The sequence below is a fragment of the Halopseudomonas formosensis genome, from assembly GCF_900115905.1.
Classification (GTDB): Bacteria; Pseudomonadota; Gammaproteobacteria; order Pseudomonadales; family Pseudomonadaceae; genus Halopseudomonas; species Halopseudomonas formosensis.
Map to the genome: position 1 here is coordinate 132,335 of NZ_FOYD01000007.1, position 24,130 is coordinate 156,464.

At 64.5% G+C, this 24,130-nt stretch carries 26 protein-coding genes; 10 read left to right on the top strand and 16 right to left on the bottom strand.

Annotated features, from left to right (window positions below):
• Position 1: 1 nt before the first annotated feature.
• Complete coding sequence (gene def / locus BM046_RS11225; protein WP_090539521.1) at positions 2–514, bottom strand: peptide deformylase; 513 nt, start codon at positions 512–514, stop codon at positions 2–4.
• A 136-nt stretch (positions 515–650) separates the two neighbouring features.
• Here def and BM046_RS11230 point away from each other — a divergent pair, with 136 nt between their 5' ends.
• From BM046_RS11230 to aroE, 5 genes are all read left to right on the top strand, one after another.
• Complete coding sequence (locus tag BM046_RS11230; protein WP_090539523.1) at positions 651–1,676, top strand: LysM peptidoglycan-binding domain-containing protein; 1,026 nt, start codon at positions 651–653, stop codon at positions 1,674–1,676.
• A gap of 78 nt (positions 1,677–1,754) precedes the next feature.
• Positions 1,755–2,861, top strand: a complete 1,107-nt coding sequence (gene dprA / locus BM046_RS11235) for a DNA-processing protein DprA (protein WP_090539525.1) — start codon at positions 1,755–1,757, stop codon at positions 2,859–2,861.
• A 58-nt stretch (positions 2,862–2,919) separates the two neighbouring features.
• Positions 2,920–3,477, top strand: coding sequence for an L-threonylcarbamoyladenylate synthase type 1 TsaC (locus tag BM046_RS11240; protein ID WP_090539527.1), 558 nt, complete (start codon positions 2,920–2,922; stop codon positions 3,475–3,477).
• A 37-nt stretch (positions 3,478–3,514) separates the two neighbouring features.
• A complete protein-coding gene (gene hemF / locus BM046_RS11245; protein WP_407046231.1) occupies positions 3,515–4,420 on the top strand; it encodes an oxygen-dependent coproporphyrinogen oxidase in 906 nt (301 codons plus the stop codon).
• A complete protein-coding gene (gene aroE / locus BM046_RS11250) occupies positions 4,420–5,226 on the top strand; it encodes a shikimate dehydrogenase (RefSeq protein ID WP_090539531.1) in 807 nt (268 codons plus the stop codon). Before hemF ends, aroE begins: the two co-directional genes overlap by 1 nt.
• A 15-nt stretch (positions 5,227–5,241) precedes the next feature.
• On the opposite strand, the gene BM046_RS11255 is transcribed toward aroE, so the two are convergent.
• Positions 5,242–6,015 carry an SDR family NAD(P)-dependent oxidoreductase gene (locus tag BM046_RS11255; RefSeq protein WP_090539533.1) on the bottom strand — a complete coding sequence of 258 codons (774 nt, stop codon included), beginning with the start codon at positions 6,013–6,015 and terminating at the stop codon, positions 5,242–5,244.
• A 165-nt stretch (positions 6,016–6,180) separates the two neighbouring features.
• Here BM046_RS11255 and BM046_RS11260 point away from each other — a divergent pair, with 165 nt between their 5' ends.
• Both BM046_RS11260 and BM046_RS11265 read left to right on the top strand, forming a co-directional pair.
• Positions 6,181–7,935, top strand: a complete 1,755-nt coding sequence (locus BM046_RS11260; protein WP_090539535.1) for a SulP family inorganic anion transporter — start codon at positions 6,181–6,183, stop codon at positions 7,933–7,935.
• A gap of 96 nt (positions 7,936–8,031) precedes the next feature.
• Positions 8,032–8,505, top strand: a complete 474-nt coding sequence (locus tag BM046_RS11265; protein ID WP_235818630.1) for a c-type cytochrome — start codon at positions 8,032–8,034, stop codon at positions 8,503–8,505.
• Positions 8,506–8,536: 31 nt separating this feature from the next.
• Here the strand turns inward: BM046_RS11265 and BM046_RS11270 are convergent, their stop codons facing one another.
• From BM046_RS11270 to BM046_RS11280, 3 genes are all read right to left on the bottom strand, one after another.
• Positions 8,537–9,223, bottom strand: coding sequence for a cytochrome b/b6 domain-containing protein (locus BM046_RS11270; RefSeq protein ID WP_090539537.1), 687 nt, complete (start codon positions 9,221–9,223; stop codon positions 8,537–8,539).
• A 144-nt stretch (positions 9,224–9,367) separates the two neighbouring features.
• Positions 9,368–9,532: a DUF1328 domain-containing protein gene (locus tag BM046_RS11275; RefSeq protein ID WP_090539539.1), complete on the bottom strand. Its 165-nt coding sequence runs from the start codon at positions 9,530–9,532 to the stop codon at positions 9,368–9,370.
• Positions 9,533–9,579: 47 nt separating this feature from the next.
• Positions 9,580–10,428 carry a BON domain-containing protein gene (locus BM046_RS11280; RefSeq protein ID WP_090539541.1) on the bottom strand — a complete coding sequence of 283 codons (849 nt, stop codon included), beginning with the start codon at positions 10,426–10,428 and terminating at the stop codon, positions 9,580–9,582.
• A 137-nt stretch (positions 10,429–10,565) separates the two neighbouring features.
• Between BM046_RS11280 and BM046_RS11285 the strand changes: the two genes are divergently transcribed.
• Positions 10,566–11,126 carry a DUF4136 domain-containing protein gene (locus BM046_RS11285; protein ID WP_090539543.1) on the top strand — a complete coding sequence of 187 codons (561 nt, stop codon included), beginning with the start codon at positions 10,566–10,568 and terminating at the stop codon, positions 11,124–11,126.
• 6 nt (positions 11,127–11,132) lie between these two features.
• Here BM046_RS11285 and BM046_RS11290 read toward each other — a convergent pair whose 3' ends face one another.
• Both BM046_RS11290 and alr read right to left on the bottom strand, forming a co-directional pair.
• Positions 11,133–11,681 (bottom strand): cupin domain-containing protein, encoded by a 549-nt coding sequence (locus BM046_RS11290; RefSeq protein ID WP_090539545.1) that lies wholly within the window; start codon positions 11,679–11,681, stop codon positions 11,133–11,135.
• Positions 11,682–11,803: 122 nt separating this feature from the next.
• Positions 11,804–12,877: an alanine racemase gene (gene alr, locus BM046_RS11295; protein WP_090539547.1), complete on the bottom strand. Its 1,074-nt coding sequence runs from the start codon at positions 12,875–12,877 to the stop codon at positions 11,804–11,806.
• A 183-nt stretch (positions 12,878–13,060) separates the two neighbouring features.
• On the opposite strand from alr, the gene BM046_RS11300 reads away from it, so the two are divergent.
• Positions 13,061–14,368, top strand: coding sequence for an NAD(P)/FAD-dependent oxidoreductase (locus tag BM046_RS11300; RefSeq protein ID WP_090539548.1), 1,308 nt, complete (start codon positions 13,061–13,063; stop codon positions 14,366–14,368).
• An 18-nt stretch (positions 14,369–14,386) separates the two neighbouring features.
• Here BM046_RS11300 and BM046_RS11305 read toward each other — a convergent pair whose 3' ends face one another.
• The 6 genes from BM046_RS11305 to BM046_RS11330 all read right to left on the bottom strand — a co-directional run bounded on the left by BM046_RS11305 (position 14,387) and on the right by BM046_RS11330 (position 20,183).
• Positions 14,387–15,721, bottom strand: coding sequence for a ribonuclease J (locus BM046_RS11305; RefSeq protein WP_090539550.1), 1,335 nt, complete (start codon positions 15,719–15,721; stop codon positions 14,387–14,389).
• Between the two features lie 56 nt (positions 15,722–15,777).
• Positions 15,778–17,007 carry a nucleoside recognition domain-containing protein gene (locus tag BM046_RS11310; protein WP_090539552.1) on the bottom strand — a complete coding sequence of 410 codons (1,230 nt, stop codon included), beginning with the start codon at positions 17,005–17,007 and terminating at the stop codon, positions 15,778–15,780.
• Between the two features lie 18 nt (positions 17,008–17,025).
• Positions 17,026–17,886, bottom strand: coding sequence for an N-acetylmuramoyl-L-alanine amidase (locus tag BM046_RS11315; protein ID WP_090539554.1), 861 nt, complete (start codon positions 17,884–17,886; stop codon positions 17,026–17,028).
• Positions 17,886–18,710, bottom strand: a complete 825-nt coding sequence (locus BM046_RS11320) for an endonuclease/exonuclease/phosphatase family protein (RefSeq protein WP_235818637.1) — start codon at positions 18,708–18,710, stop codon at positions 17,886–17,888. Before BM046_RS11320 ends, BM046_RS11315 begins: the two co-directional genes overlap by 1 nt.
• 77 nt (positions 18,711–18,787) lie before the next feature.
• Positions 18,788–19,414 (bottom strand): thiol:disulfide interchange protein DsbA/DsbL, encoded by a 627-nt coding sequence (locus BM046_RS11325; RefSeq protein WP_090539556.1) that lies wholly within the window; start codon positions 19,412–19,414, stop codon positions 18,788–18,790.
• A 160-nt stretch (positions 19,415–19,574) separates the two neighbouring features.
• Positions 19,575–20,183, bottom strand: a complete 609-nt coding sequence (locus tag BM046_RS11330; protein ID WP_090539558.1) for a c-type cytochrome — start codon at positions 20,181–20,183, stop codon at positions 19,575–19,577.
• Positions 20,184–20,443: 260 nt separating this feature from the next.
• Here BM046_RS11330 and yihA point away from each other — a divergent pair, with 260 nt between their 5' ends.
• Positions 20,444–21,091, top strand: a complete 648-nt coding sequence (gene yihA, locus BM046_RS11335) for a ribosome biogenesis GTP-binding protein YihA/YsxC (protein ID WP_090539561.1) — start codon at positions 20,444–20,446, stop codon at positions 21,089–21,091.
• Positions 21,092–21,281: 190 nt separating this feature from the next.
• Here the strand turns inward: yihA and BM046_RS11340 are convergent, their stop codons facing one another.
• The 3 genes from BM046_RS11340 to BM046_RS11350 form a co-directional block, all read right to left on the bottom strand.
• A complete protein-coding gene (locus tag BM046_RS11340; RefSeq protein ID WP_090539563.1) occupies positions 21,282–22,175 on the bottom strand; it encodes a peptidoglycan DD-metalloendopeptidase family protein in 894 nt (297 codons plus the stop codon).
• Between the two features lie 94 nt (positions 22,176–22,269).
• Positions 22,270–23,562: a PQQ-dependent sugar dehydrogenase gene (locus tag BM046_RS11345; protein ID WP_090539565.1), complete on the bottom strand. Its 1,293-nt coding sequence runs from the start codon at positions 23,560–23,562 to the stop codon at positions 22,270–22,272.
• Positions 23,559–23,987: a DUF2231 domain-containing protein gene (locus BM046_RS11350; protein WP_090539567.1), complete on the bottom strand. Its 429-nt coding sequence runs from the start codon at positions 23,985–23,987 to the stop codon at positions 23,559–23,561. The genes BM046_RS11345 and BM046_RS11350 overlap by 4 nt, the downstream gene beginning before the upstream one ends.
• Between the last annotated feature and the right edge of the window lie 143 nt (positions 23,988–24,130).

Here is a 24,130-nt window from a genome sequence, read left to right on the forward strand (position 1 = left end):
CTCAGGCGTTGGCCTGGGCCCGGTGCAGCTTTTCCAACTTCTTGCGGATGCGATCCCGCTTGAGGTTGGACAGGTAATCCACGAACAGCTTGCCGTTGAGGTGATCGCACTCGTGCTGGATGCATACCGCCAGCAGGCCCTCGCAGATCATCTCGAAGGCTTCGCCGTCACGGTTGAGCGCCTTGACCCGGACCCGCTCCGGACGGGTTACCGTCTCGTAGAAACCGGGGACCGACAGACAGCCCTCCTGCATCTCGTCCAGCTCCTCGGTGAGGATCTCCAGCTCCGGGTTGATGAACACCAGAGGCTCGTTGTGCTCCTCTGACAGGTCGATGACGATGACCCGCTCGTGCACGTTCACCTGGGTAGCCGCCAGGCCGATACCCGGCGCTGCATACATGGTTTCGAACATGTCATCCACCAGTTGGCGGATGCGTTCGTCAACCACGGCGACCGGCTTGGCAATGGTGCGCAGCCGGGGGTCGGGAAACTCAAGAATATTCAATATGGCCATGTCGGTTTGTGATGCACTTGTAGAACTGAGACGAAAGGTGCTGCTAATATGCTTGCAGCTTGGAAGTATAGCTGGTCCGCATGCCGGTTTGGGCAGGGACCTGGGTGCTGGCCTCTATAATAAAGGGATTCGTGTCATGAGGAAAACATTACTCGGCCTGATGCTGCTCGGTGTGAGCGTTCTGGTACAGGCACAGGAGTCGGTGTTCAAGGAAAACCACCCGCAGCAGTACGAAGTAGTCAAGGGCGATACGCTCTGGGGCATCGCCGGCCGGTTTCTCAACCTGCCCTGGAAGTGGCCCGAGATCTGGCACGCCAACCCGCAGATCAACAACCCCCATCTGATCTATCCGGGTGACATCATTTCCCTGGTGTATATCGACGGCCAGCCCCGTCTCATGGTCAATCGTGGCCAGGGCGGCACCATCCGTCTGTCGCCCACCGTGCGCACCACCCCCATGGCCGAGGCCATTCCGACCATTCCGCTGGAAGCCATCAATGCCTTCCTCAATGCCGGCCGCATCCTGGATGACGCCGATGCGCTGGAAGCCGCACCCTATATCATCGGTGGCGAAGCCGAGAGCGTGGTAGCCGGGGCGGGTAACAAGGTCTATGCCCGTGGAGAGGTTGACGAAGCCGTGCCGGCCTACGGCCTCTACCGCCGTGGCAAGGCCTATACCGATCCGCAGACCGGCGAGTTCCTCGGCCTGCATGCCCAGGAGATCGGCAACGTCCAGGTGCTGGCCACCGAAGGTGACATCACCACCCTCATGGTCAACCGCAGCCGTCAGGAAGTGCGCATCGGCGACCGCCTGCTGGAGACCGAAGAGCGCGCCGTATCTTCCACCTTCTTTCCCAGCGATCCTGAAGGTCAGGTCGATGGCCTGATTCTGGACGTGCCCAACGGCGTCACCCAGATCGGTCAGTATGACGTAGTCATCCTCAACAAGGGCGCCCGCGACAACCTCAAGGAAGGCAATGTTCTGGCCATCTACAAGACCGGTGAACTGGTCCGCGACCGCATCCAGAACGAACGCGTGCGCCTGCCCGATGAGCGTGCCGGTCTGCTGATGGTGTTCCGCGTCTATGATCGCATGAGCTACGGTATCGTTCTCAATGCCCAGCGCCAGCTGGCCATCATGGACAAGGTCCGCAATCCCTGAGCTACCCCGGGATGCCGCCCGCTCGGGCGGCATCTGTCCCCACCTCACCTGCCCCACCAGATTTCCCCGAGCCCTGCCATGCTTTGCGATTCGACTGACCGCCGTCTGGCCTGGTTGGCCCTGAGTCTGCTGCCCGGCGTTGGCCCCGCAGCACGCCGCCTGTTGCTGGATCAGGTTGATGATCCCCTGGCCCTGCTCCACGACCTTGATTGCCCGGTTGCGGGCCGCCTGCCGCCCCGCGTGCAGCAGGGGCTGAGCCTCTATCGCCAGGGTGATCCTCGCATCGACCGGCACATCGAGCAGAGCCGGGCGTGGCTGCAGCAGGCCGACTGCCATCTGCTGACCATTGACGACCCGCACTACCCGCCCCTGCTGCGCGAAATCAGTGACCCGCCGCTGGTGCTCTTCGTTCAGGGTTCTGCACAACTGCTGAGCGATCCGCAGATCGCCATGGTCGGCACCCGGCATCCCGGTCCCCACGGCGCCAGCACGGCCAGGGCCTTCGCCCGGGATTTCACCGAGAACGGCCTGACCGTGACCAGTGGCATGGCGCTGGGCATCGACGGTGCCTGCCATCAGGGCGCGCTGGATGTCCATGGCCAGACCATAGCCGTGTGGGGCACCGGGCTGGCCAACTGTTACCCGCGGCGCCATCGCCGGCTGGCCGAGGAGGTTCTGGCCAACGGCGGCGCACTGGTGTCCGAGCAGCCGCCCGGCACGGCGCCCCATGCCGGTTTGTTTCCCCTGCGCAACCGCATCATCAGCGGGCTGAGCCTGGGCACCCTGGTGGTCGAGGCCAGTCTGAACAGTGGCTCGCTGATCACCGCGCGCCTGGCGATGGAGCAGAACCGCGAAGTGTTTGCCATACCGGGGTCGATTCACAACCCCCGGGCCAGAGGCTGCCATCGCCTGCTGCGCGACGGTGCCATACTGGTGGAAACCGTCGACGATGTGCTGCAGGCCCTGCGTCTGCCTCTGCACCGTGCGCTGGCCGAGGCACCATCGCAGACGCAGGTGACCCACCCGCTGTGGCGCTGGCTCGGGCATGATCCGGTCACTGCGGACTGGCTCGCGCTGCAGAGCGACATGCCGATTCATCAGGTACTCCAGGGGCTGATGGAGCTCGAACTCGACGGGCTGGTACTGCATACCCCGCAGGGATATTGTCGGGCCGGTGCAAGCTGACCTTGAGCGACGGCGGCGCCTCAGCTAATGTCGCCACTCGCAGATCAGGGGGTGGAATATGCTGGCAGAATGGCGGTTGGGACAGATTCGACGGGTGCTGTATTCCGGGGGCGTGATTGCCTATCCGACCGAAGCGGTATGGGGCCTGGGGTGTCACCCCCTGCATGGCCATGCGGTGAAGCGGCTGCTGGAGCTCAAGCAGCGGCCGGTGGAAAAGGGGCTGATTCTGGTCGCCGGCGATATCGAGGAGTTCGGTTTCCTGCTCTGGGACCTTCCCCAGCATCAGTTGGCCAAACTGCAGTTGTCCTGGCCGGGGCCCAACACCTGGCTGGTGCCACACCAGAACCGACTGCCACACTGGATCACCGGCGAGCATGACACAGTGGCTCTGCGGGTCAGTGCCCACCCGCTGATCCGTCAGCTGTGTGCAGCCTGCGGACCGCTGGTGTCCACCTCGGCGAACCCTGCCGGGCGCCCGCCGGCGCGCAACCGGCTACGGGTGGAACAGTATTTCCACGGCCGGCTTGATGATGTGGTGGCGGGCAATTTGGGTGAGCAGCGCAATCCAAGTATCATCCGGGATCTGCAGACCGACGCCATTATCCGCCCCGCCTGAGAGGTACCCCGTGAACGAGATTCCCACCGCCACCGACATAGCCGCCGTCAAGGACTACCTGATGGGGCTGCAGGACCGTATCTGCGCTGCGCTGGAGCAGGCCGACGGTCAGGCTCGCTTTGTCGAGGACGACTGGCAGCGCCCGGGGGGCGGCGGTGGCCGCTCGCGCATCATCGAACAGGGTGCGCTGCTGGAGAAGGGCGGTGTCGGCTTCTCCCATGTCCATGGCGACGGCATGCCGCCCTCGGCCACCGCGCACCGGCCGGAACTGGCCGGCCGCAGCTTCCAGGCCATGGGCGTGTCCCTGGTGATGCATCCGGACAACCCCCATGTGCCCACCTCCCACGCCAACGTGCGCTTCTTCGTTGCCGAGAAGGCGGGCGCCGATCCGGTCTGGTGGTTCGGTGGCGGTTTCGATCTGACCCCCTACTATGCCACCGAGGAAGACTGCATCCACTGGCACCGCGTGGCCCGGGATGCCTGTGCGCCCTTCGGTGAGGATGTTTATCCGCGTTTCAAGAAATGGTGTGACGACTACTTCTACCTCAAGCACCGCAACGAAGCCCGGGGTGTCGGCGGCCTGTTCTTCGACGACCTCAACGAGTGGGGCTTCGAGCGCTGTTTCGCCTTCCTGCGGGCGGTGGGCGATGCCTATCTGGAGGCCTACCTGCCGATCATCGAGCGGCGTCGCAACACCCCCTGGACAGAGCAGCAAAAGGCTTTTCAGGAATACCGCCGTGGCCGCTATGTGGAGTTCAATCTGGTCTGGGACCGCGGCACCCTGTTCGGGCTGCAGTCCGGTGGCCGCACCGAGTCCATCCTCATGTCCCTGCCGCCCACGGTGCGCTGGGGCTATAACTGGCAGCCGGAGCCGGGCAGTGCCGAGGCTCGCCTGGTGGAGGAGTTCCTGCCGCCGCGCGACTGGCTGAAGGAGGAGCACTGATGGACAGGTATGCGGTCATCGGCAATCCGATTGCCCACAGCAAATCCCCGCTGATCCACGGACTTTTCGCCCGCCAGACCGGCCAGCAGCTGACCTATGAGGCGCTGCTGGCGCCGCTGGATGACTTTGCCGGCACCCTGCGCGCCTTCCTCCGAGAGGGGCTGGGCGCCAACGTCACCGTGCCCTTCAAGGAGCAGGCCTGGGAGCTGGTGGACACCCGTACCCCGGCCGCCGAGCTGGCCGGCGCGGTCAACACCATTGCGCGGCAGGCAGACGGCCGGCTGCTGGGCGATAACACCGACGGCAAGGGGCTGGTAAGGGATATCCAGCACAATGCCGGCTTCAGTCTGAGCGGCAAACGCGTTCTGCTGGTGGGTGCCGGCGGTGCCGCCAGAGGGGTGATCCAGCCTCTGCTGGAGGCACAGCCGGCGCAGCTGTGCGTGGTCAACCGTACCGTGGAGAAGGCCGAGCATCTGGCCAGGCTGTTCCGCGATCTGGGCCCGATCAGTGCCGCCGGATTCGACTGGATCGAGGAGCCGGTGGACCTGATCATCAATGCCACCTCCGCCAGTCTCGACGGTCAGCTGCCGCCGATCTCGCCGGGGCTGATCCAGCCGGGGCTGACCTGGTGCTACGACATGATGTACGCCAGCGAGGCCACGGTATTCAACCGCTGGGCCGCCGAGCAGGGCGCGGCACGCTGCCTTGACGGCCTCGGCATGCTGGTCGAGCAGGCCGCCGAGGCCTTTGCGCTGTGGCGCGGGGTACGCCCGGAAACGGCCCCGGTACTGGCCGCGCTGCGCTGAGCGACTTGCCGCCGCTCAGAGGCTGTTGGTGAGGTGGCCGCCGTCCACGTTGATCACGGTGCCGGTCATGAAGGAACCGGCCTCGCTGGCCAGCAGCAACAGCGGCCCGTCCAGTTCCTCCAGCTGGCCCAGGCGGCGCATCGGCACCTTGTCGCGGATGTAGTCCTTGCCCTGTTGGGTATCGAACCAGTCGCTGTTGATCTCGGTACGGAAATAGCCGGGGGCAATGGCGTTGACGCGGATCCTGTTGCGCGCCAGCTCCTGGGCCATGGCCTTGGTCAGCTGGACCACACCGGCCTTGGCCACAGCATAATGACTCAGAGCGGTACCCACCCGCAGCCCCAGAATCGAGGCGATATTGATGATGCAGCCGCCCTGCCCGGCCTGGGCCATGGCCAGGCTGGCGCGGTGGGCTACGCGCCAGGCGCCGTCCAGGTTGGTGTCCATCATGCTGCGCCAATTGCCTTCGGTCATGTTGAGGAACATCACCGGGTCACCGATGCCGGCGTTGTTGACCAGGATATTCACCACACCCCACTGCTCTTCCGCCTGCTCGAAGGCGCGCTTGACGCTGTCGCTGTCGGTCACGTCCATGGTCACTGCCAAGGCCTGGGAGCCCTGCGCCTGCAGCTCCGCTACCAGTGCGGCCAGCCGGTCGGTGCGCCGCGCGGCAACCACCACCCGTGCTCCGGCCTCGGCCAGGGTACGGGCAAAATGGGCACCCAAGCCGCTGGAGGCGCCGGTAATCAGCGCAGTCTTGCCGCTCAGATCAAAACGCTGTGCAATCATTTGTTCCTTCCTCTCTGGACTCTCTCCCGAGTATCCACGATTCAGCTGGACCGCTCCAGCAACCCGGATGGGATGAATATCGGCGGATCAGCCATTACACTCATGGCCAGGGTTGCGCCACGGTGCGCCGGTTTCCGAGGAGCTTTGCGTGCGGGATGATCACTGATGCGGGATAACCTGCGGCTGCAGCCGCCCGGGGGTGATGGCTGGCTCGCCTGGCTGCGCCATTATCGTGCCGCCTGGCTGAGCGGTGATCTGGTCGCGGGCCTGGTCACGGCGATCATGATCATTCCCCAGAGCATGGCCTATGCCATGCTTGCCGGTCTGCCGGTGCAGATCGGACTCTACGCCAGCCTGCTGCCGCTGATCGGTTATGCCCTGTTCGGCACCAGCATGAGCATGTCGGTCGGCCCGGTGGCGGTGACCGCGCTGATGACCGTGGCCCTGCTCGGCCCCTTCGCCACCATCGGCTCGGCGGAGTACCTGCAGCTGGCCATCTGGCTGGCGCTGCTGTCGGGGGTGCTGCTGTTCGTGCTCGGCCTGCTGCGGATGGGCTTTCTCGCCAATTTTCTCAGCCATCCGGTGATCAGCGGCTTCATCAGCGGCGCCTCCATCCTCATCCTGCTCAGCCAGTTTCCCCATCTGCTCGGGCTGGAGCAGCTGCCGGGCTCGCCGGCGGCACTGCGCGAGCAGTGGACCCCGGTCAATACACTGGTGCTGACCATGGGGCTGGCGGCGCTGATCTGGCTGCTCTACGCCCGCAGCCGTTTGAGCGGCCACCTGCAGCGGCTGGGTTTCAACCCGGCGCTGGCCGGCGTGCTGGCGCGACTGGCGCCCATTCTGGTGGTGGCCCTGGGCCTGGCGATCAGCCTGTCCGCCGATCTGGCCGGGCGCGGGGTGCCGGTGGTGGGCAGCCTGCCCGCCGGCCTGCCAGCCCTGGCGTGGAGTACGCCCGACCTGCCCACGCTGAAACTGCTGCTGTTGCCGGCGGCGCTGATCAGTCTGGTCAGCTTCGTCGAAAGCGTGTCCATCGCCCAGTCGCTGGCCCGTCGCAAGCGCCAGAGCATTGACCCGGACAAGGAACTGCTGGCACTGGGGGCGGCCAACGTCGGATCAGCGTTGACCGGCGGTTTTGCCGTCTGCGGCGGCTTTTCCCGCTCGGGGGTGAATATCGAGGCCGGGGCCAATACCCCCCTGGCCGGGGTGGTCTCGGCGGCGGTCATTGCCCTCATTCTGGTGACACTGGCGCCCCTGTTTGCAGCCCTGCCGCTGGTGGTGCTGGCGGTGGTCATTCTGGTAGCGGTAGCGCCGTTGATCGACGTGGCCGGACTGCGCCGCACCTGGCGCTACGACCGCCGCGAGGGCGCGACTCTGGTGGCAACCGCCGCGGGGGTCATCTGGCTGGGGATCGAGGCGGGCATAGTGCTGGGCGTTGGCCTGTCCATCGTTACTCAGCTGTGGCGGGGCAGCCGGCCGCACATCGCCGTGGTGGGCCGGGTTCCCGGCACCCAGTATTTCCGTAATACCCGCCGCCACCTGGTGGAGATCGAGCCGCGATTGCTGGCGGTGCGTATCGACGAGAACATCTTCTTCGCCAATACCCGGGCGATCGAGCGGGCCATCCTGCAGGCCCTGCGCGACTATCCGGACACCCGGGATCTGCTGCTGATTCTCTCGGCGGTCAACCATATCGACAGCACCGGGCTGGACATGCTCTGCGAGCTCAGCCAGGGCCTGCGTGACAAGGGCATCGCCGTGCATCTGGCCGAGGTCAAGGGGCCGGTAATGGATCGACTGTCCGACACCGACTGGATCGAGGAGCTGGTCAGTGGCGTCTATCCCAGCACCCATATCGCCTTCAATACTCTGGGCGACAACCCCGGCGCTGCTCTGGATCAATCCGCCGGCAGAACAGCCTGATACCATTGTCTGCTGGATTTAGCCGCCCCGGGCGGTTATACCAGCCTGCGGCAGCTTCGCGCTGCCAGATCAGATAACAGACAAGGAGTAGTAACAGTGTTCAGAACCGTGCTCGCCGGCGCCCTGGCCGCCGTGGTAATGGGGGCCGGCATGACCGCCCAGGCCGAAGTTGTTTCCCCCGAGGACCAGATCAAGCTGCGCAAGGCCGGCTACAGCTACATGTCCTGGAACATGGGCAAGATCAAGGCGCAGGTGATCGATCAGAGCGTGGCCTATGACCAGGGGCAGATTCTGGCCGCTGCCCGTACCCTGGATGCCATTGCCAATTCCGGCATGGGTGCCCTGTACGGGCCGGGTACCGACCGCCAGGTCGGCGCGCAGCAGACCCGGGTCAAGCCCGAGATGTTCGACAACTTCCCCGATGTGGCGCAGTTGTCGGCTGGACTCGCTGCCGCCACCGGCAAGCTGGTCGACGCCGCCGAGGCGGACGATCGCGCCGCTCTGCGCACCGCCTTTGCCGAGGTCGGCCAGAGCTGCAAGGCCTGCCACGACAAGTACCGGCAGCGCTGATCCAACCGCCCTCCGGGCCCGATCCGCGGGCTTACCAGGCCGGTGCCGCCGCTGGGGGCGGTGCCGGTATCCAGCTGCCATTGGCCAGCCACAGCGCAGCGCCAGCCAGCAGCAGAGCCAGTGCCAGCGCCAGTGCCGCCTTCAACGGCGAACGAGTGCGGGGTGCAGTCTCGCTCTCCGCCAGAGCCGCCCAGCCGTGGATCATGGAACCGATCAGCCGCTTGCCCCGCAGTTGATGCACGATCACCGCCAGCACATGCAGGCCCAGCAGGATATACAGCCATAGCTCGGTCTGGCGATGCAGACTGCTCAGGGTCGAGATGGTTGACGACGAAACGGCCCGGGTCAGTGGGCCATTGAAGGCGATCTCATCGCTGGCGAACAGCCCCGATACCGCCTGGAAGCCGAGCAGGCCGAGCATGGCCAATACCGACAGTGCGCCGAGCGGATTGTGTCCGGGCCGCTGCCAGTTGCCGCGCAGATAGGCGCCCAGCGCAGCGGGGGTCGGAAAGAAACTGCAAAAACGGGAATGGGTCGAGCCCAGCACGCCCCAGGCCAGGCGGAAGGCAATCAGGCCAACGACGGTCAGTCCGAAGCGCCCATGCCATTCGATCCAGGCCGCACCGAGATTGATGGTCACCAGTGCACCGGTGACGGCCACGGCCAGCGCCCAGTGAAAGAGTCTCAGGGGAAGATCCCAGACCTTGATCCGTACCACGCGACTGCTCCTTGCTGATTCAAAGCCGCAAGGCTAAACGCAGTGCCGGACCCCGGCAAGGGATGGAAGGTCGCAGTTACAAAGGGAGTAACGCCATACCGGCCACGGCAGTAGCCCGTATGGCGTTGCTGCTTCCCGGAGCGATCAGAGTCGCGGTCGGCGTCCCATGATGAAGGACACGATGAACAGGACGAGAAACACGACGAACAGAATCTTGGCGATGCCCGTTGCGGTCCCGGCAATGCCACCGAAGCCCAGAACCGCAGCGATGATGGCGATGATCAGAAATGTGATAGCCCAGCTCAGCATGGTAGTTCTCCTCGATTGGTTTTATATTCAGCGCTCCTGCGCCGACTTCAGTCTTCCATGCCACCGACCCGCAGGGAGCCGGCATTCACACCGCGGACGCCGCGGATGTTCTCGGTGATCTCGACCGCCAGGGACTTCTCGGCCTCACTGGCAACCGCGCCACTCAGGGTGACCTGACCGTTACGGGTCTCGACGGCAATGTCCAGGCCGTCCAGATTGCTGTTGAACAGGAAGCTGGATTTGACCTTGCTGGTGATCCAGGCGTCGCTTATCGCTCCTCCGGCGTTGTCCACCTGCTCCCTGGCCCGGTCGGCGGTGCCGCCCTCGGCGCTGACACTGAGCTTGTTCTCAACCCGGCGTACGCCTTCGGTATTGCGGGCCAGACGCTCCGCGAGCTCGCTGGCCGCCTCGCTGCCGGCACGGCCTTCCAGAGTAACCACGCCATCGCGGCTGGTAACATTGATGTCCAGCCCCTCGGTGTTGCGATTCCACAACAGTTTCGACTTCACGGTGGCGGTAGTAGTTGCATCATTGAAGCGGCTGGAGAAGCTGCGCTCGCCGTCCGCAGCGCGCTTGACCTCTTCACCGCTGACCTGCAGCTGGTTGTCCACCTCGTTGATGCCTTCCACGCCCAGGGCGACTTGCGCGGCCAGATCACGCTCGACCTCGGACTCCACTTCACCGGTCAGGATGGCTACCCCGTTCTCCACTTCCACGTCTATGCTGAAAGGACTCAGATGGCGGTTGAGGGCGAAGGCAGTCCACACTGAGCCTTCCTGACGGGCTTCGGTCAGCTGACGGCTCATGTCCCCGTCGGCGGCATGGGCGGTCATGGTGCCCAGGGTGAGCACGCTGAGGGTGGCGGTGGCGAGGGCTATCGTTTTCAATCTACGCATCGGTTGACTCCGTTTCATGTTGTTGTCTGCTGCCCAGAGTGGTGCTCTTCGTCTGCCGGCGTCTGCAGGGGGTGGCAAAACGGACCTTTTTCAAGGCAGTCTGATGTCATAGACCGTCATTTAGCGCAGAGGTTGCCATGTTTCGTTTAGCGATGTTGATCTCCCTGGTGCTGGCCTTGGGCGCCTGTCAGGTGTCGGTGCCGCGCACCGATTACGACCTGAACCGGGATTTCGGTCAGTACCAGACCTGGTCCTGGTCCGAGCCGGCGGTGACCTACGCCCCGGCCAGCGACCCCCGTCTGGCCAGCGATCTGACCTCCCGGCGGGTCAAGGAAGCGGTCAGTGCGCAGCTCGATGTACGCGGACTTCGCCCGGCGACAGAGCCTGCCACCGCCGACCTGCGGGTACAGGCGACACTGATCACCGAGATCCACAGGGATGACGTGACCACCCACTATGGGGGCTATTGGGGTTACTGGGGGCCCTATTGGGGCGGGCCGGGCTACAGCCAGACCCGTACCGTGGAGTACCCGGTGATGACGCTGCAGATCGATCTGTTCGACGCCCGGGATGGACAGCTGGTGTGGCGCGGCAGCGACAGTGCCCGGGTCAATGAGCGTCTGTCGCCGCTGGAGCGCAGTCGCGAGATGCACGAGCGCGCCGCACGGGTGCTGAACAGCTACCCGCCCGGCTACTGAGATCGTTCAGAAATTGGCTGGGGTGGTGGCGCTGATCAGCTCGCAAGGCTCATCGAAGGGATTATTGAAGCGGTGCGGCAGACTGCTCTCGAAATAGTAGCTGTCCCCCGCATCCAGCACGTGAACCTCGTCACCCACGGTGAGTTCCAGGCGGCCACGCACCACCATGCCGGCCTCCTCGCCTTCATGGCGCAGCATGTCCGGACCGGTATCCGCCGCAGGGGGATAGACCTCGCGCAGAAAGGAGATGCTGCGTCCGGGGTGGTCCTTGCCGACCAGCTGCATGATGACCTGATTGGAGCCGATATCCAGTAACTCGTCGGCCCGGTAGACCACCTTGCGAGGCTGCGCCTGGGCACTTTCCAGGGAAAAGAACTCCACCAGCGACATGGGGATGCCGCCCAGCACCTTCTTCAGCGAACTGACCGAAGGACTGACGCTGTTCTTCTCGATCATGGAAATGGTGCTGTTGGTGACACCGGCGCGTTTGGCCAGCTCACGCTGGGACAGACCCTTGAGTTTACGGATGGTTTTCAGGCGGGTACCAACATCCAAGGTCGGAATCCTCCAGGAGGGCTGAAAGTCAGGAACAGCAGGGGTTTCAGGAACAGCGCATTGTTGCACGGCTGTGCATTATCTTCAACGCGCTGACTGAAATCCGCCACGCTGGCGGGCCGTCAGTCCTGATAGCAGCGTGGTACCCGGTTCAGGTTGCAGAACAGCTGGTAGGAAATGGTCCCGGCATGACTGGCCACCTCGCCCGCATCCAGCCCCTTGCCCCACAGCCGTACATGGCTGCCCAGACCGCTGGCCGGCAGGTCGGTCAGATCCACGGTGAGCATGTCCATCGACACCCGCCCGACCAGGCTGGTGCGCTGACCATCCACCAGCACCGGGGTGCCATCGGCGGCATGGCGTGGATAGCCGTCGGCATAGCCCATGGCCACCAGACCGATACGGCTGGGTCGGGTGGTCAGGTAGCGCGAGCCATAGCCGATGGGTTCGCCGCTGGCGACCTGGTGCACGGCGATGATCTTGGATTCCAGCTGCATCACCGGCTGCAGTTGCCCCGCCTGCGGCTGGGGAAAGCCGAAGGGGCTGGAGCCGTACAGCATGATGCCCGGGCGGACCCAGTCACCATGGGCCTGCGGCCAGGCCAGTACGCCGGCGGAGTTGCACAGGCTCCTGGCCACCTCCCCGAGGTCGGCGGTGGCGCTGCGGACGGCCTCCAGCTGCTGCTCGGTGCGGCCGGTGTCCGGCTCGTCGGCGCGGGAGAAGTGGGTGATGCTGGTCAGGCTGGCGACCTTGCCGCTGGCCAGCAGCTGCCGCCAGATGGTCGGATAGATCTGCGGAGAGAAGCCGGTGCGGTGCATGCCGCTGTCCAGCTTCAGCCAGGCGTTCAGCGGTTTGCTCAGGTTGGCCTGCTCAAGGTCCTGCAGATGCCCGTCGTGGTGTATGACCGGCCACAGGTCATGCTGGCAGATCAGCTCCAGTTCACTGGCCTCGAACCAGCCCTCGAGCAGCACTATCGGCTGGCGATGGCCGGCCGCGCGCAGTTCCAGCGCCTCCTCGATGGCGGAGACGGCAAAGCCGTCCACTTCCGCGTCCAGCGCCGCCGCACACTCCAGTGCGCCATGGCCATAGGCGTTGGCCTTGACCACCGCCAGTGCCCGGCAGCCGGACAGGCTCTTGGCCAGACGGTAGTTGTGACGCAGGGCAGACAGGTCGATCAGGGCACGGGCTGGACGCATGGTAAATCCACAGGAATGACGATAGAAACAGGGCCACGGAATGGCGGAACGCCGGCGGCAAGAATATCAGATTCCGCCGGCCGAGGCGGTGGACGTTGGTCGATATGTCCCGCTTGTGCGCTCTTCTTCCGCAGGGCAATTACCGCTATTCTGCGGCTATCAATCGCAAGCAGTGGATTTTTCATGTCGTTTCCAGCCATTCACACCGATGACTACCCCGACTCCTGGTATCTGGCCTCGCGCAAACTGGAATTCGATTGCCCCGTGCTCGAGGGCGAGTTGCAGGCGGATGTCTGTGTGGTGGGCGGCGGCTTCACCGGCCTGAATACCGCCATCGAACTGGCCCAGCGCGGCATGTCGGTGGTGTTGCTGGAGGCCCGGCGCATCGGTTGGGGCGCCAGCGGGCGCAATGGCGGGCAGCTGATCCGTGGCGTGGGTCATGACCTGGAGCAGTTCACCCGGATCCTGGGTGCCGAGGGGGTGCGCGAGCTCAAGCTGATGGGACTGGAGGCGGTACAGCTGGTGCGCCGGCGCATCGAGGAGTTCGGCATCGATTGCGATCTGACCTGGGGTTACTGCGATCTGGCCAACAAACCTAAGCACATGGACGGCTTCCGGGCTGACCGGGAGGAGTTGCTGGGGCTGGGTTATCAGCATGAGCTGCGACTGGTCGAAGCCGATCAGCTGCATTCCGTGGTCGGCTCCGACCGCTATGTCGGCGGCATGATCGACATGGGCTCGGGGCATCTGCACCCGCTCAACCTGGCCCTCGGCGAAGCGCAGGCAGCCCGCTCGCTGGGCGTGCAGCTGTTCGAGCGCTCGGCGGTCACCGCCATTGACCAGGGCCCTGTGATTACCGTCCATACCGCCCGCGGGCGGATCCGGGCCTCGCAGCTGGTATTGGGTTGCAACGCCTACCACAGCGGCGTACAGCCTTCGCTGGCCAGCCGAGTGATCCCCGCCGGCAGCTATGTGATCGCCACTGAGCCCCTGTCCGAGGAACTGGCGCGGGAACTGATCCCGCAGAACATGGCCCTGTGTGATCAACGGGTGGCGCTGGATTATTACCGGCTGTCGCCCGACCGTCGCCTGCTGTTCGGCGGTGCCTGCCACTACTCCGGGCGGGATCCGGCGGATATCGCCGCCTACATGCGGCCGAAGATGCTCAAGGTCTTTCCGCAGTTGGCCAATGTCCGCATCGATTACCAGTGGGGCGGCATGATCGGCATCGGCGCCAACCGCCTGCCGCAGATCGGCCGTCTGCCCGATCACCCCAACGTGTTCTATGCCCAGGCCTACTCCGGCCACGGGGTGAATGCCACCCACCTGGCCGCGCGCATCCTTGCCGAGGCCATCACCGGCCAGGCCAGTCGCGGCTTCGACCTGTTCAGCCAGGTGCCGCACATGGCCTTCCCCGGCGGCGAACGCTTCCGGGCGCCGCTGCTGGCGCTGGGCATGCTCTGGCAGAAGATCAGGGAAGGCAGTTTCTGACCCCCTGCGGAGCCCGGCTCAGCGCTGCACCTCCACCAACCCCCAGGGCAGTTCGGCGACCTTGCAGGGCTGGGCGCTGAGGTCTATCAGCTCGCCGTTGCGCGGCACCAGGGTGCCTATGCCGAGACTGCGGGCAAAGGCCTGGTGCGCCTGCTGATGGTAATCCTCGCCATGCACCGGCAGCACATGGCGTGGCCGCAGCCATTCATACAGCTGGCGCAGATCCTCCTGTGGCGGGTGCCCGGAGGCATGAATCGGTGCCATGTCGTCGTCGATGATATGCACGCCCTGGGCCTGCAGGCTCTGGCGGATGCGGCCGAGAGCCTCCTCATTGCCCGGTATCACCCGCGAGGAGAACACCACGCTATCCCCTGGCTCCAGGGTCAGCTGCGGATGGTTGCCGGCGGCCAGTCGACCCAGGGCGGCGGCCGGCTCGCCCTGGCTGCCGGTACAGATCCACAGTTGCTGGTCCCGGGGCAGAAAACCCAGCTCCCAGGGGCCGATGAAGCCTGGGCGAGCGGAAAGGTAGCCATGGGCACGCCCGTGGCCGTGCATGCGCACCAGGCTGCGCCCCAGCAGGCCAGCGTAACGGCCGCAGTCCATGGCGATCTCGGCCAGGCTGTGCAGCCGGGCCAGGTTGCTGGCAAAACAGGTGACAATCACCCGCCCGCGGCAGGGGCGTATCACATCCGACAGACCATCCTGCACCGCCCCTTCCGAACGGCTGGCGCCGACAACCGAGGCGTTGGTCGAGTCGCCGATCACCACATCAACCCCTTCCCTGCCGATGCTGCGCAGGCGGCCTTCGGCGGTCAGACCGCCGACCACCGGCTGGGGGTCGAGTTTCCAGTCGCCGCTGTGGTACAGCCGCCTGCCGGCCACCTGCAGGAGTATGCCGTGGGACTCGGGAATCGAGTGGGTCACCGGTATCCACTCGGCCTGAAAGTTGTCCAGCCCTACCGGTTGCAGCGGACTGATCTCATGCAGCACCGGCCACTCCAGATTCGGCGCCAGCCGGCTGCGGATCAGCTGCGCGGTGAAGGGGCTGGCATACAGCGGACACTTCAGCTCGCGCCACAGGTGCTCAACGGCGCCGATATGATCCTCGTGGCCATGGGTGATCAACAGCGCACTGAGCTGGATATCGTGGCGCCGCAGGGCCTCCAGCGAAGGCACCGAGACGCGATTGTCGCCACTGGGCGTCGATTCCAGCGCCAGCCCGCAATCGATGCCGATCCACTGACCCGCCGAGCCGTACAGATACAGATTGGCACCGAACATCCCCGCCCCGCCAAGGGCGAGAAAGAAGGGACCGGGCTGGCGGTGCAACTGATCGAAACGCGGGGCAGGCATGGGGTGCTCCTTGAAAACGCTTGCCCACAGCTTAACAGGCCATGGCCGGAACGGGGTCAGCCGAAGAACCAGTAGCACACCCCTATGGCCGTCAGCATGCCGGCCAGATCCGCGATAAGCGCGCAGCCCAGCCCGTGGCGGATGCGGGTGATGCCCACCGCGCCGAAATACACTGCCAGCACGTAGAAGGTGGTCTCGGTGCTGCCCTGAAAGGTGGCGGCCAGCAGTGCCGGGAAGCTGTCGACGCCGAAGGTGTTCATGGTTTCCAGCATCATTGCCCGGGCGCCGCTGCCGGACAGCGGTTTCATGAAGGCGGTGGGCAGGGCGTCGATGAAGCGGGTGTCCCAGCCCGCTCCTTCCACCAGCCAGCGGATGCCCGCCAGACCGGCATCGAGCACGCCACTGGCGCGCAGTACGCCGATTGCCACCAGCATGGCGATCAGGTAGGGCAACAACGAGATAGTGAAACTGAAACCCTCTCTGGCCCCGGCGATGAAGGTGTCATACACCTGGACCCGGCGCAGGGCGGCCACCCCGAGAAACAGGATGACGATACCGAACAGGGTCAGGTTGCCGATCAGCGAGGAGGTGGCGGCCAGCGCCTGGGCGGACATGCCCGCCAGCGCGGTCAGCAGCAGGCCCAGACCGGCAGCCCCGGCCAGCAGGTAGGCCAGCACCACCGGATCATGCAGGCGCAGGCGCTGCATCACTGCCACCGTCAGCAGGCCGACCAGACTGGAGACGGTGGTGGCCAGCAGTATCGGCAGGAACACCAGGGTCGGATCGTCGGCGCCCTGCTGGGCGCGGTACATGAAGATGGTCACTGGCAGCAGTGTCAGCGACGAGCTGTTGAGCACCAGGAACAGGATCTGGGCGTTGGTGGCGGTGTTCTTCTGCGGATTGAGTTCCTGCAGCGAGTGCATCGCCTTGATCCCTATGGGCGTGGCGGCATTGTCCAGGCCGAGGATATTGGCGGCGAAGTTCATGCTGATATGCCCCAGCGCCGGGTGGCCGCTGGGCACGCCGGGCATCAGCCGGCGGAACAGCGGATCCAGCACCCGCGCCAGCAGGCGGATCAGACCGGCTTTCTCGGCAACGGCCAGAAAGCCCAGCCACAGGGTCATGGTACCGACCAGTACCAGGACGATTTCCACGCTTAGGCGGGCCATGTCGAACAGGGCGGCCACCAGCCGGGTGAACACCTCGGCATCGCCCAGTCCCAGCCATTGCCAGAGGGCGGCGACAAAAGCCGCGAGGAAGAAGCTCAGCCAGATTCCATTGAGCATACGCTGGACAGTCCCTGATCAAGGTTGGGTGGGAAAGGGCTCGACCTGCTGCAGTCGGTGGTAGTCGCCGATACGCTCGAAGCTTCCCGGCACCAGGGCCGCGAGGATGGCTGCAGTCTCGGGATCGGCTTCGCCGTCATGTCGGGCGGGCCGGAAGCGCATCTGGAAAGCGGCGATGACGTTGCGCAGTCGTCGGGCCTCATCACCGGTTCCGCCAAGGCTGTAGCCGAAGCGTTCCAGAGTTGCCGCAAACCACTCCAGGGAAGGGGTGAGCTCGCCCAGCAACGCCTCGTAGTGATTTACCCTGGCGGCATCGGGCCAGATGGCGACGCCGGCGGCCGCCAGCTGCTGCCAGGGGAACAGGGGGCCCGGATCAAGCTTGCGCTGGGGCGCGATGTCACTGTGACCTATGACTCTTTCGGGCGGCAACCCGTGTCGCTGCAGTATGTCCTGCAGCAGGGGGATCAGGGCATCTATCTGCTGCGGGTTCCAGGGATACCAGTAGCGGCCATCAGGGCCGTCCCGGTAGCCCGGATGCACAATCTCGATGCCGATGGAGCTGGCGTTGAGCCAGGTGCGCCCCTGCCAGCTGCTGTCACCGGCGTGCCAGGCGCGCCGGTTCTCGTCCACCAGCCGGTAGATGGTCGGCGGGGTATCGTTGATCAGGTAATGGCTGCTGACCTCACCCTGGGTGAGAGTGCGCAGGGCGCGTTCGGCATTGGACGAGGTGTAATGCAGGATGACGTACTGCACCCGGCTGTCCTGCCCACGCGCCGTGTGGCTGGTGTCGATCTTCAGGCCGCCGGCGCAGCCGGCCAGCACGGCCAGGATCGCTGCCAGGCAAGCCTGATGGAAGGGGCGCAACCAGCTCCGCGGCATCAGCTTGCTGCTGGATGGTTGTCGGGTATCCGGCAGACGCTGGGGGGCAACCGGATATGCATGGCCACGGGAAGGTGATCGGAGATCGGCTGCGGCAACACATCCACCTGCTCGATGCTCAGGCTCGGGCTGAGCAGGATATGATCCAGCACCCTGGCCGGTTTCCAGCTCGGGTAGGTGCCCGGCAGATTGGCGGTATGCAGGTTGCTGCCGCTCAGGGGCGAACGTTCCAGGAGGTCCTCGGCGTGGGTGTTCATGTCACCCATGAGTACCACATGGCTGTGATCGGCAATGCGTTCGCGGATATAGGCCAGCTGGCTGGCGCGGGTGCGGGTGCTCAGCGCCAGGTGCATCATCACTACCAGCAGGCTGTCTGGCCCCTGGCCGAAACTGGTGAGGATGGCACCGCGGCCGGGCAGCATGCCGGGCAGCTTATGATCCTCCAGCAGCTGGGGCTGGTAGCGGCTGAGGAAACCGTTGGAGTGCTGGGCAAAGCGCCCCAGGTTGCGGTTGAGCTGCTGATACCAGTAGGGGAACTGGCTCTCCCTGGCCAGGTGCTCGACCTGGTTGATGAAGCCGGAGCGCAGGCTGCCGCCATCCACTTCCTGCAGCGCCACCACATCGAACTCGCTGATCAGCTGGGCGATCTGGGCCAGGGTCTGCTGGCGCCGGGCGTGGGGCAGCAGATGCTGCCAGCCACGGGTCAGGTAGTGATGATAACGCTGGGTGTTGATACCCACCTGGATATTGAAGCTGAGCAGCTTTAATACCTCAGGCAGGGTGGGTACCTCATCCGAGCAGGTCCAGTTGGGGTTGGTCTGCATGCAGGCGGGGGCCATGGTGCCTTGGGTGGCCCGCCGCCAGGGAATATTACCCGTTGCCATCATTAGGTCATCCTCGGTCAGGGACGTTCCTGTTCCACCAGATAATCCGCGATCTTCAGCATGTTCTCGAAGCTGCCGGCCATGCTGGCTTCGATACGGTACTTGCCGTTGACAATCAGGGTCGGTACCCCGGTGGCGCGGTAGGCCCGTGCCAGTCGTTTGGCCTGATTCATTTTCAGTTTCACGCCGGGGGAGTTCCAGGTCTCACGGAACTCCGCTTCGTCCACACCATACTGCTTGAGCAGCCGGACCATGGCATTGACATCGGCCAGTCGCTCACCCTGATTATGGATCGCCTGGAAGATGGCTGCATGGGTTTCTTCCAGTTTTCCCATGCTCTCCAGAGTATAGAACAGCTGACCGTGGGTGTCCCAGCTGCCACCGAAGAACGCCGGAACCGGGCGGAAGTAGGCATGCTCGGGCAGGGTTTCCTTCCACTCGCGGATGATCGGCTCGAAGTTGAAGCAGTGGCCGCAGCCGTACCAGAACAGCTCGGCTACCTCTACCTTGTCCGGCTCCTGGGTGGGGGCCGCAGAGGGCAGCTCGACGTAGTCGACACCGGCCTGATACTGGGCACTCTGGGCCTGTGCCAATGCCAGGCTGCCCAGCAACCAGACCAATCCTGCAGTCAAGAACTTGCGCATGTAACTCTCCGAACAAATGTGGCTGCCATTAAGGCTGCAATGGTGGCAGAAAGGTTCCCGGCAGCCTCCTGCCCGCTGCCGTTGGGCATCCTACAGTCGCAAAAAAGGGTGGCCTTGGCCACCCTTTTTTTAACACCGGTTATTGCCGGTCGCTCCAGGCTCAGCGCAGTCCCTGGATGTACTCGGCAACGGCCTGTATGTCCTTGTTGCTCAGGCGTTCAGCGATGGTGCGCATGACCATGATGTCACCATCATTGGTGCGATCGCCTTCGCGGAAGTCGGTCAGCTGCTTGGCAGTGTAGGCAGCATGCTGGCCAGCCAGACGCGGATAGCCTGCAGGCTCGTTACCCTGACCGGTGGGCGAATGACAGCCGGTGCAGGCGGGCAGACCGGTTTTCAGGTTGCCACCGCGGTAGATGGCTTCGCCGCGCTCGGCCAGTTCGGCATCGGCAACCCCGCCAGCCATGGGCTGAGAAGCGAAATGGGCTGCGATGTCAGCCAGGTCCTGATCACTCAGGTTGGTCAGCATGCCGGTCATTTCTGGTACCTCACGGGCGCCATCACGGATGTCCGTCATCTGCTTGACCAGGTAACGCTCGCCCTGACCGGCCAGTTTCGGCCAGTTCGGCATGATGCTGTTGCCATCTGCGCCATGACAGGCTGAACAGACTGCCACCTTGCCTGCGCCGGCAGCGGCATCACCCTGCAGAGCATGGGCCGAACCGGCCACACCGAGGGATAACACCAGACTTACAAGTAATTTATTCATCGGCTAATCCAATTACGGCTAAAAAATAACAGGTCTGGTCTGCGCCCGGTCTTGTTGACCGCGTTCTATGCAGGCCGCCTCGCATGCTTGCTGACAATTCCAGCCAGCTGCAGGCACGGATAAGCGCCCATGCTAGCGGCGGCCGGAGGGCAGCGCAATGGTCATTCTGTCGCAGCTCCCTGCCACGATATAAAACCGCGGCATTATATACTAAGCTAGCCGCGAACGTGAATGCACCAAGCCACAGAACCGGATATCCCATGTCTTCAGTAACGCCCCTGGCAATACTCTGCCAGACCGCCAGTTTCATCAAGAGTGCCAGCAAGGTCGACCAGTGTCCCGAGGATATCGGCCTGGAAGTGGCCTTCGCCGGCCGGTCCAATGCCGGCAAGTCGAGCGCGTTGAATACGCTGACCCACGCCCGCCTGGCGCGTACCTCCAAGACACCGGGGCGCACCCAGCTGATCAATTTTTTCGCTCTGGATGAGCAGCGCCGCCTGGTGGATCTGCCCGGCTACGGCTACGCCAAGGTGCCGCTGGAACTCAAGGAGCACTGGAAGCAGCATCTGGATGCCTACCTCACCGGCCGCCAATCACTGGCTGGAGTGGTGCTGGTGATGGACATCCGCCACCCGCTGTCGCCCTTCGACTGCATGATGCTGGACTGGGCCAATACCGCCGGCCTGCCGGTGCATATCCTGCTGAGCAAGGCGGACAAGCTGTCCTTCGGTGCGGCCAAGGGGGAGCTGCTCAAGGTGCAGAACCGGGTGCGCAGGGAGTTCGGCAACCGGGCCACGGTACAGCTGTTTTCCTCGCCCAAGCGTATGGGTGTCGAGGAGGCCCACGGGGTGTTGCAGCAATGGCTGTTTCCGGAGGAGTCCGCAGAGGAACCTGCGCCGCAGGAATAAAAAAAACCCCGAACTTCATAGGGGAGGGAGGTTCGGGGTTCAACAACCGGGCTGTGCTAGGAGAGGTGCCCGGTTTCTGCCAACACTAAATCACATCCAAGGAGCATGAAGGGCCTGACGAGCCGTTCATGATGCTAGGACCGCCTGGGTTGTCGGGAGTTCCACCGCAGCGAAAACTTTTTTCGCGCGTTCAGCGCTCGCCGCCCACGGCGAAGTTCGGCATGCTGTTGACCGGCTGGGCAAAGTCGAAGGGGATGGAAACCGTATTCAGTCCGACGTTCTTCTGCACCACGAAATGCAGATGCGGACCTGTGCTGTTGCCGGTATTTCCCGACTGCGCCAGCAGGTCCCCGGTGCGCACATACTGTCCCTCACGGACCTGGACCGAGCCCTGCTTCAGGTGCAGATAGACCCCCATGGTGCCGTCGTCATGCAGCACCCGCACGAAGTTGCCCGCCGGGTTGGTGCCCCGTCCGCTCTGATTGTTCTCGGTCTTGATTACCACGCCGCTGCGCGCCGCGACTATGGGCGTGCCGACCGGCATGGCGATATCCACGGCATAGCGCCCCTTGGGACCGGTGTGGCTGTAGCGCCCACCGGGGCCCTGGGTCATGCGGAAGGGACCGCCCCGCCAGGGCAGCGGGTAGGCGACCGGCTGGGGCTGGGCGCGGGGATCGCCCAGCGCATAGCGCAGCCGGTGCTGATAGTGGGGGGTGCCGGTACCGGCAGGGGCCAGGGTCAGCAGGCGGATTTCGCCGCGGGGCGGCAGCACCCAGCGCACAGGTTCGGCAGGTACGCCGAGAACGTGTCTGGCCTCGGTAATTTCCAGCTCGATCTCCACGGGGGCGTAGAGCTCGTTCTTGACCACCAGGGTGTCGCCCCCCGCATGTTTGCGCGTGGTTACATAGACCTGACGATCGATGTTCTCGACCATGTTGTCGTTGAAGTGGAAGATCCGGGCTCCCTCAACGCGCTGGTCGGTGTAGGTCACAACACCGTTGGCATCGGTGTATTTGTAGATGGTCGCGCCGAGCACAGCTGGGCTGGCGAGCAGCAGGGCGAGGCTCAGTAGACAGGTACGCATCCGTTGCAACCCTATGAACGCATGACAGAAGGGCAAGAATAAACCCTGCGGGCGGGGAAAGCGACCCGCCCGACAGGGTGAATCTGCGACCCTGTTAACGCTCCGGGGTAACCCTCCAGACCGTGTTCGACAGATCATCGGCAACGATGAGGGCCCCCGCCGGGTCTACGGTCACGCCGACCGGTCGGCCGCGGGTCTTGCCGTCCTCGCCATAGAAGTTGAAGACGAAGTCCACCGGGTCGCCGGCGGGCTCGCCGTTGCTGAAGGGCACGAAGACCACCTTGTAGCCCGCTGGCTCCTTGCGGTTCCAGCTGCCATGCTCACCGACGAACACGCCTTCAGCGAACTCCGGACCCATCGCCGGTGTGGAAAAGTCCAGCCCCAGCGCCGCCACGTGGGCGCCCAGACTGTAATCCGGCGCTATGGATGCTGCGACCTTTTCCGGGTCCTGCGGACGCACCCGGGGGTCCACGTTCTGGCCCCAGTAGGCGTAGGGCCAGCCGTAGAAGCCGCCTTCCCGGACGGAGGTCAGGTAGTCCGGCACCAGGTCCTCGCCCAGCTCGTCCCGCTCGTTGACCACGGCCCACAATCGGCCGCTACCGGGCTGAATGGCCAGTGCGGTCGGGTTGCGCAGCCCGGTGGCATAGGGCTTATAGTGGCCCGTCTCCACATCTATCTGCCAGACCATGGCCCGATCCACCTCGGCCTCCATGCCGCGCTCGGTGATATTGCTGTTGGAGCCTATGCCGACATACAGGTAGCGGCCATCGGCGCTGGCGGTCATGGCCTTGGTCCAGTGGTGATTGATCTCCGAGGGCAGATCGATGACCTTCTCCGGGGCGCCGCCAGCCTGGGTCTGGCCTTCCCGGTAATCGAAGCGGACCAGGGCGTCCTGGTTGGCGACGTACAGGTCATTGCCGATCAGTGCCAGGCCGTAGGGGGCGTTGAGGTCCTCGGCGAATACCGTCTGCAGCTCGTAGGTGCCGTCGCCATCGGCGTCGCGCAGCAGGGTCAGGCGATGTCCGCTGTCCACCGAGGTGGTGCCCCTGGCCTTGATCACACCGGCAATCACGTCCTTGGGCTTGAGGGCCGGGGCACCCCCGCCACGGCCCTCGGCCACCAGGATGTCGCCGTTGGGCAGCACCAGGGTCTGCCTGGGGATCAGCAGGTCGGTGGCGATGGCGGTAACTCGATAGCCATCCGGCACCCGGGGTTGCTGATCGCCCCATTCGGCCGGTTCGGCAATTTTCATGCTTGGCAGCAGGCCGCGCTGGATGTTCGGCAGATGCGGATCGGGACCGTAGTTTCTCGGCGGTTCGTCGTTGCCACCGCAGGCGGTGAGCAGGGTGCCCAGGGCCATCAGCCCGAGGAGATCGGCTTTTCTCATCGCACACCCCCGTCGCGCAGGCTGAACAGACCCAGCCATACCGCAGCCAGGGCAAGAATCGTCACCAGTACCGAGAGCACCAGGGCGCCGGGCATGATCGCCCAGGCGTCACGGGCATGTATCAGCGCGTTGAAGAAGCCGAGGATCCAGGCGGCCAGCAGCATGACGAAATACATCAGCGCCGGCCCCTGACGCCGGTCCCGGCGGAACAGTCCTATCAACGCGCAGAGCAGGGCCAGCCCGCTGAGGAGCAGGGCGCCTGCCAGCAGCCAGGAGGCGAAGTTGCTCCACTGGATCTGATAGGTGTTGTAGTAGGTGATGTCGCTCAGCAGGGTGCCGAGAAACAGCGGAAGACTGCCGGCTAGCAGCAGGGCATGCAAGGGGTGCAGCGGAGTGGGGTAATACGGATCTACAGCTGGGGTCACGGCTCGGTTTCCTGTACCAGGGAAAGACGGGCCACCGGTCAGGCGGGGTTGCCCCTGCCTGTCGGCGACGGCAACCCTGGCGGGCCGGCAGCGTGCCTGAGCCAGTGTAGTTCAGCTGGCCGGGGAGGCCAGCGAAGCGGCAG